Here is a 6,210-nt window from a genome sequence, read left to right on the forward strand (position 1 = left end):
GATATGAACATCGCATTTCTTATAATCAAACTCGCCAAACGTGCTTGGCGCAGACTGTTACCCCATGGACGAAGACACCCCCGAAAACACCACCCCCGCCACCACGCCCTTCGACTGGATCGGCGGCGAAGAGCGCGTGCGCGCCCTGGTCGAGCGCTTCTACGACCTGATGGACCTGGAGCCGGGTTACGCCGCGCTGCGTGCTGCCCATGGCAGCGACCTCGCCAGCGCGCGGCAGAAGCTGTTCTGGTTCCTGTGCGGCTGGCTCGGCGGGCCGTCCTACTACACCGACCAGTTCGGCCACCCGCGTCTGCGGGCGCGGCACATGCCGTTTGCCATTGGCCCGGAGGAGAGCCGCCAGTGGGTGGCCTGCATGGACCAGGCCATGGGCGAGACGGGCGTGCCCGAGGCGCTGCGCACGCGCCTGCGCGAAAGCTTCACGGGCACGGCGGACTGGATGGTCAACCAGCCCCTGGTGGCCAAGAAGCTGATGTGAGCGGCCGCGGGGGCGCACGGGCCTGAACCCCCGGGCTGCGGCCGCAGGCATACTGCGGCTGTCCATTCCACCCGAGGAACCCGCGCCATGAAGCCTTCCCTTGTGCTTGCCACCAGCCTGCTGGCCTGTGCCCTGTCGCATGCCCAGCCGGCCCCCGCCGCTGGCGACACCTGGAGCAATGTGCCGCCCGCATCGGACGACCGCTTCACCAACCCCAAGAGCAAGCTCTACGCCGGGCCCAACGGCTGGCACAACTTCGGCGAGGTGCGGGCCGAGGTGGCCAATGCGGCCAAGAGCCGCTATGCCTTCAAGACCGGTCTCAATTACCTCTCGACCCCCAAGGCCTTCGTGTTTGCCACGAACTCCCAGACGCAACTGGTCGAGGTGGACTTTGGCACCGACCGCCCCGCACCAGGGGCCTACGAGGTGGCGGCCAAGCCGGACCCGGCCCAGAAGAAGGTGCGGGTCTCGCTGGTCGACGCCTCGGGCGGCAAGCTGCTGGGCTGGCAGAGCGGCGACAAGGCTGGCACCGTGGCGGTGTCCAAGGTGAATGGCTACCTGTACTTCACCGCGCGCAACCTGCGCCTGGCGCCCGTGGGAATGAGCAACACGGGTGATCTCAAACAGCCCATGTCGCTGGGCTTCGAGGGCGCCGTGGCGCCCGAATGAATCTTTTGACGGGAGAACGGCTGTCCATGTCCTGCGATGAACGTTTTGCACAGGAGGCCCAGGCACTGGGCTACTCCTTCGACGGCGAGATCAAGATCGGCGGCAACTACGTGCCGCTGGTGCGCGATGGCCGCCACCTTTACCTGAGCGGCCAGATCCCGCGCGTGGGCGATACCGTGGTGGTCACCGGTGCGGCCGGCGCCGATGCCTCGCTGCAGGACGCGCAGCGTGCCGCCAAGGTCTGCGCCATGCGCGCCCTGGCGCTGCTGCAGCGCGCGCTGGGCACGCTCGACGCCGTCAGCGCCGTGCTGCGCATCACCGTCTACGTGCAGTCGGCCCCGGGTTTCACGCAGCAGAGCGAGGTCGCCGATGGCGCCTCGGAAGTGCTCTACCGCGTGCTCGGCCCGGTGGGCGCGCACACCCGCACCTCGGTAGGGGTGCTGCAGTTGCCCAAGAACGCGACCGTCGAGGTGGACCTCATCGCGACCACCGGCTGACGCAGCGGTGCTTCACTCCGCCTTGATGCCTGCGGTCTTCACGATCTGGGCATAGCGCCCGTATTCGGCCGCCACCTGGCGCTGGAACTGCTGCTGCGGCGTGCCCGTGGCGTCGATGCCCTGTGCCGCCAGCTCGGCCCGCGCGGCCGGCGTCTGCACGATGCGAGCGGCATCGGCGGCGATGGTGTCGAGCACGGCCTGGGGCGTGTTTGCCGGCGCGAACAGGCCGAACCAGGTGCCTGAGCGGTAGCCGGCGTAGGTCTCGCCGACCGTGGGCACCTCGGGCAGCAGCGTGTTGCGCTTCTCGCCCGTGGTGGCCAGGGCCACCACGCGGCCGCTGCGGATGTGCGGCAGGGCAGGGCCCAGGGCCACGAACATCACTTCCACCTGGCCGGCCACCACGTCCTGCAGGCCCAGGGGGCCGCCGCGGTAGGGGATGTGGGTGGCGAAGAAGCCGGCCTGCTGCTTGAGCAGCTCCATGCTGAACTGCAGTGCGCTGCCGTTGCCGGCCGAGGCGTAGCTGTAGCGGCCCGGCTCGGCCTTGGCGGCCCGCACGAAATCGCCCAGGGCGCGGAACCCGGTCTTGGCGTTGGCTACGAGCACGAAGTCCACATGCCCGAGCGAGACCACGGGCACCAGGTCGCGCTGGGCGTTGTAGGGTAGGTTGTGCTGCAGGTTGGGCAGGATGGTGATGGGGCCGTCACCGCCCACGAGCAGGCTGTAGCCATCGGCGGGCGACTTGGCCAGCGCATCGGCGGCGACGATGCCGCCGGCCGCTCCGCGGTTGTCCACCACCACGGGCTGCTTCCACTGCTCGGCCAGGCGCTGCGACAGGTAGCGTGCCAGCACGTCGGGTGCGCTGCCGGGCGAGTTGTGCACGGTCAGGCGAACGGTCTTGGCGGGAAACGCATTGGCGGCCGGTGGCTGCTGCGCCGCGGCCGTGAGGGCCACGCATGCGGTGGCCCAGGCCACGGCGATGGATTTGAGAGAGGCAGCAGCGTGCATGGCTGGTTCGCAAGGGAGTCGAGGAAGGCCGCGATTCTGGAGCGGCGCCTTGCAAACAGGAACGATCCTTTTGTCACTTGCATAGCTGCAAATGATCTAAGCCGTCGCCCGCGGCTAAGCGTTCCGCGGTCCTGCAGGCTGCAACAGTACCAAAAGCGCGCCTGCACCCCCATCGACGGGCCGGGCCTGCACGAAGGCCAGCACCTCGTTCTTCTGCACCAGCCAGCGCTGCACCCGGCCCTTGAGCACGGGGCTCCTGCCGGGCGATCCCAAGCCCTTGCCGTGCACCACGCGCACGCAGCGCAGCCCGTTGCGGTGGGACTGGCGGATGAACTGGCCCAGGGCCTCGCGCGCCTCGTCCACGCGCAGGCCGTGCAGGTCGAGCTGGCCCTGGATGCTCCAGTAACCCGAGCGCAGCCGCTGCGTGACCTGCACGCCGATGCCGGGGCGCCGGTAGCTCAGCGCGTCGTCGGTGTCCAGCAGGGTGCTCACGTCGAAGTCGTCGCTGATGGATTCGAGCAGCACGCGCTCCTCGTCCAGCCAGTGCTGCAGCGGCAGCGGCTGGGGCAGGCGGCGCTGCAGCCGCGCCAGGTTGCGCACGCGCAGGGGCGTGATGGGCCCCACGCTGCGGCTGAACAGCTGGCGCTCCGAGTCCGCCCGGGCGGCCGCTTCGCGTTGGGCTTTCTCTTCGGCCTGCTCGCGTTCGTGCTGCTCGCGCAACTGGCGCGCCACCGTGGCCAGCTCCTGCAGGTCGGCGATGCGCTGGCCGGCGCGCCGGGGCGCGGGTGCGGTCCGCCGCGGGAGCTTTGCCGCAGGGGCCGGGGCGGTGGCCGGCGGCCGGGGCACGCGCGCCGGCCGGGCGGCCGCCAGGCGGGCCGCCGCCGATGCACGCCGGGCGGCGCGCGTGGGCTCGGGCACCGGTGGCACCGGGGCGGGCAGGGCGGCTGCCAGGGCGGGGGGCAGGGCCTCCTTGCCCGCGCTGTCGGCGGCGCGGGCCAGTGCCGTCTGCAGCGCGGTGGGTGCTGCGGGTGGTGTAGTGGGTGAGGGCGGGCGCGCCGGCGGTGCAGGGCTCACAGCAGCCCCTTCTCGGCCATCGACAGGGCCTGACCCGGGGCCACGATGACATGGTCGAGCACGCGCACGTCGATCAACGCCAGCGTGGTCTTCAAGGTCTGGGTCAGGGCCTCGTCGGCGCGGCTGGGCTGCACGCTGCCGCTGGGGTGGTTGTGGGCCAGCACCACGGCGGCGGCCTGGTGGTGCAGGGCGCGCAGCACCACCTCGCGCGGGTACACGCTGGCCTGGGTCAGCGTGCCGCGGAACAGTTCTTCGAGCGCCAAGAGGCGGTTCTGGTTGTCCAGGAACAGCACGGCGAACACCTCGTGCCCCTTGGCCGCCAGGTGCAGCTGCAGGTAGTGCTTGACGGTGTCGGGCGAGTCGAACACCTCGCGCTCGCGCAATTGCTGGGCCAGGGCGCGGCGCGCCAGCTCCAGCACGGCCACCAGCTCGGCGCGCTTGGCCGGGCCCAGGCCCTTGATGCGCGAAAGATCGTCCGCGCTGGCGTGGAGCAGGCCGGCGATGCCGCCAAAACCGCCCGTGACCTTGCCGCTGGCGGCGTCCAGCACCGGTGGGTCGAGCAGTTCCTGCGCCATCTGCAGCACGCCCTTGCCCACGATGCCGGTGCGCAGCAGGATGGCCAGCAGCTCCGCGTCGGCCAGCGCAGCAGGGCCACGCGCGAGCAGTTTTTCGCGCGGCTGGGCGTCGGGTGGGAGGTCTTTGATGGCCATGGCGTGCAGGAAATAAGGGGTCTCGGACACCCAGCCATGGGGGATTGCCCGTTTTTCTACAATAGAGGCCAGTTTATCGGGACTTTCATGACCTCTACCGCCACCGCCCTTCCCACCGTACAGCCGGGCTCCTTTCTCACGCTGCACTATCGCCTGGCAGGTCCGGCGGGGGATGTGATCAACACCTTTGCCGACAAACCGGCCACGCTGTCGCTGGGCACGGGCGAGCTGTCGCCCGCCATGGAGCAGCATTTGCTGGGCCTGGTGGAGGGTACGCGCGCCACCTTCGAGCTGGCCGCGGGCGAGGCCTTCGGCGAGCGCAACCCCGACATGCAGCAGTGGGTGGCGAAAAAGCTGCTCAGCGACCTGGGCAGTGCCGACGAAAAATACAGCCCCGGCGACGTGGTGCAGTTCCCCACCCCCGACGGCATGGGCAGCTATGCCGGTGCGGTGATGCAGGTGCGCGAGGATGGCGCCGTGCGCTTCGACTTCAACCACCCGCTGGCCGGTCAGCCCGTGACCTTCGAAGTGCATGTGATCGGAATCCTCTGATGCAGACCCCCCAGGAAATCCTGCTGGCCGAGCCGCGCGGCTTCTGCGCCGGCGTGGACCGCGCCATCGAGATCGTCGAGCGCGCGCTGCAGAAGTTCGGCCGCCCGATCTATGTGCGCCACGAGATCGTGCACAACACCTACGTGGTCAACGACCTCAAGGAAAAGGGCGCGATCTTCATCGAAGACCTGGCCGACGTGCCTCCGGGCGCCACCCTGGTCTTCAGTGCCCACGGCGTGAGCAAGGCCGTGCAGGAAGAGGCCGTGGCGCGCGGCTTTTCCATCTTCGACGCCACCTGCCCGCTGGTGAGCAAGGTGCACGTCGAGGTGGCCAAGCTGGCCAAGGAAGGCTACGAGTTCATCATGATCGGCCACAAGGGCCATCCCGAGGTGGAAGGCACCATGGGCCAGCTCGACCACGGCATCCACCTGGTGGAGGACGTGGAGGACGTGGCCCATGTGCAACCCGGGCAGACCGCCAAGCTCGCGGTGGTCACCCAGACCACGCTGAGCGTGGACGATGCGGCGGAGATCTCGGCCGCCGTGCGTGCGCGCTTTCCCCAGGTGCGCGAGCCCAAGCACCAGGACATCTGCTACGCCACGCAGAACCGGCAGGACGCCGTCAAGGTGCTGAGCCCCCAGGTGGACCTGGTGATCGTGGTCGGTAGCCCCACCAGCTCCAACAGCAACCGCCTGCGCGAGCTGGCGGCCAAGCTCGGCACCACGGCCTACATGGTCGACAGTGCCGAGGAGCTGCAGGCCGAGTGGTTCACCGGTGTGGCGCGCGTGGGCCTCACGGCGGGTGCCTCGGCGCCCGAGATCCTGGTCCGGCAGGTCATCGACCGCATCAAGGCGCTCGGCGCCGTGTCGGTGCGCAGCATGAACGGCATCGAGGAAACCATCAAGTTCCCGCTGCCCAAGGGCCTCAAGATTGACGCCGCCACCGGCTTCGAGATCAAGGAGCGCCAGCCCGAAACCGGGCCGGCCGGTCATTGACATCGGGAAAGTAGGCGCTCACAACGTCTACAGTGCCACGGCCGGGCCGCTCCACAGGTCCAGCGGCGGGTCGGCCGCCACGGCACGCAGGATGTCGGTGCGCGAGATGAAGCCGGTGAGCCTGCCCGTGTCGTCCGTCACCGGCAGAGATCGGAAGAGCGTCGTGTAGGGAAAGAGTGTAGATCTCGGTGGTCGCCGTATCATTAAAAAAA

Annotated in this window: 8 protein-coding genes and 1 pseudogene; 5 read left to right on the forward strand and 4 right to left on the reverse strand. The window is 69.3% G+C overall.

Annotated features, from left to right (window positions below; genetic code table 11):
* Positions 1–64 precede the first annotated feature (64 nt).
* The 3 genes from PMI14_RS31050 to PMI14_RS31060 all read left to right on the forward strand — a co-directional run bounded on the left by PMI14_RS31050 (position 65) and on the right by PMI14_RS31060 (position 1,662).
* On the forward strand, positions 65–496 hold the full coding sequence (locus PMI14_RS31050) for a group II truncated hemoglobin (protein WP_007861322.1): 432 nt from the start codon (positions 65–67) through the stop codon (positions 494–496).
* An 87-nt stretch (positions 497–583) separates the two neighbouring features.
* Positions 584–1,165: a hypothetical protein gene (locus PMI14_RS31055; protein WP_007861323.1), complete on the forward strand. Its 582-nt coding sequence runs from the start codon at positions 584–586 to the stop codon at positions 1,163–1,165.
* 26 nt (positions 1,166–1,191) lie between these two features.
* Entirely contained in the window at positions 1,192–1,662 is a 471-nt protein-coding gene (locus PMI14_RS31060) for a RidA family protein (RefSeq protein ID WP_035206374.1), read from the forward strand.
* Positions 1,663–1,674: 12 nt separating this feature from the next.
* Here the strand turns inward: PMI14_RS31060 and PMI14_RS31065 are convergent, their stop codons facing one another.
* The 3 genes from PMI14_RS31065 to radC all read right to left on the reverse strand — a co-directional run bounded on the left by PMI14_RS31065 (position 1,675) and on the right by radC (position 4,451).
* Positions 1,675–2,667: a tripartite tricarboxylate transporter substrate binding protein gene (locus PMI14_RS31065; RefSeq protein WP_007861325.1), complete on the reverse strand. Its 993-nt coding sequence runs from the start codon at positions 2,665–2,667 to the stop codon at positions 1,675–1,677.
* A gap of 114 nt (positions 2,668–2,781) precedes the next feature.
* A complete protein-coding gene (locus PMI14_RS31070) occupies positions 2,782–3,426 on the reverse strand; it encodes a Smr/MutS family protein (protein WP_035206379.1) in 645 nt (214 codons plus the stop codon).
* A gap of 311 nt (positions 3,427–3,737) precedes the next feature.
* Positions 3,738–4,451 carry a DNA repair protein RadC gene (gene radC, locus PMI14_RS31075; protein WP_007861327.1) on the reverse strand — a complete coding sequence of 238 codons (714 nt, stop codon included), beginning with the start codon at positions 4,449–4,451 and terminating at the stop codon, positions 3,738–3,740.
* A gap of 87 nt (positions 4,452–4,538) precedes the next feature.
* Here radC and PMI14_RS31080 point away from each other — a divergent pair, with 87 nt between their 5' ends.
* On the forward strand, positions 4,539–5,003 hold the full coding sequence (locus PMI14_RS31080) for a peptidylprolyl isomerase (protein WP_007861329.1): 465 nt from the start codon (positions 4,539–4,541) through the stop codon (positions 5,001–5,003).
* Entirely contained in the window at positions 5,003–5,998 is a 996-nt protein-coding gene (ispH, locus tag PMI14_RS31085; RefSeq protein ID WP_007861331.1) for a 4-hydroxy-3-methylbut-2-enyl diphosphate reductase, read from the forward strand. The genes PMI14_RS31080 and ispH overlap by 1 nt, the downstream gene beginning before the upstream one ends.
* Before the next feature lie 27 nt (positions 5,999–6,025).
* On the opposite strand, the pseudogene PMI14_RS35710 reads toward ispH, so the two are convergent.
* A pseudogene (locus PMI14_RS35710) lies at positions 6,026–6,145 on the reverse strand (CBS domain-containing protein); the annotation flags it as partial.
* Positions 6,146–6,210 lie beyond the last annotated feature (65 nt).

This window comes from Acidovorax sp. CF316 (genome assembly GCF_000276605.1).
Classification (GTDB): domain Bacteria; phylum Pseudomonadota; class Gammaproteobacteria; order Burkholderiales; family Burkholderiaceae_C; genus Acidovorax.

Coding starts and splice junctions, on each gene's coding strand:
- PMI14_RS31050 (WP_007861322.1), top strand. CDS start 65: ATGGACGAAGACACCCCCGAAAACACCACCCCCGCCACCACGCCCTTC.
- PMI14_RS31055 (WP_007861323.1), top strand. CDS start 584: ATGAAGCCTTCCCTTGTGCTTGCCACCAGCCTGCTGGCCTGTGCCCTG.
- PMI14_RS31060 (WP_035206374.1), top strand. CDS start 1,192: ATGTCCTGCGATGAACGTTTTGCACAGGAGGCCCAGGCACTGGGCTAC.
- PMI14_RS31065 (WP_007861325.1), bottom strand. CDS start 2,667: ATGCACGCTGCTGCCTCTCTCAAATCCATCGCCGTGGCCTGGGCCACC.
- radC (WP_007861327.1), bottom strand. CDS start 4,451: ATGGCCATCAAAGACCTCCCACCCGACGCCCAGCCGCGCGAAAAACTG.
- PMI14_RS31080 (WP_007861329.1), top strand. CDS start 4,539: ATGACCTCTACCGCCACCGCCCTTCCCACCGTACAGCCGGGCTCCTTT.
- ispH (WP_007861331.1), top strand. CDS start 5,003: ATGCAGACCCCCCAGGAAATCCTGCTGGCCGAGCCGCGCGGCTTCTGC.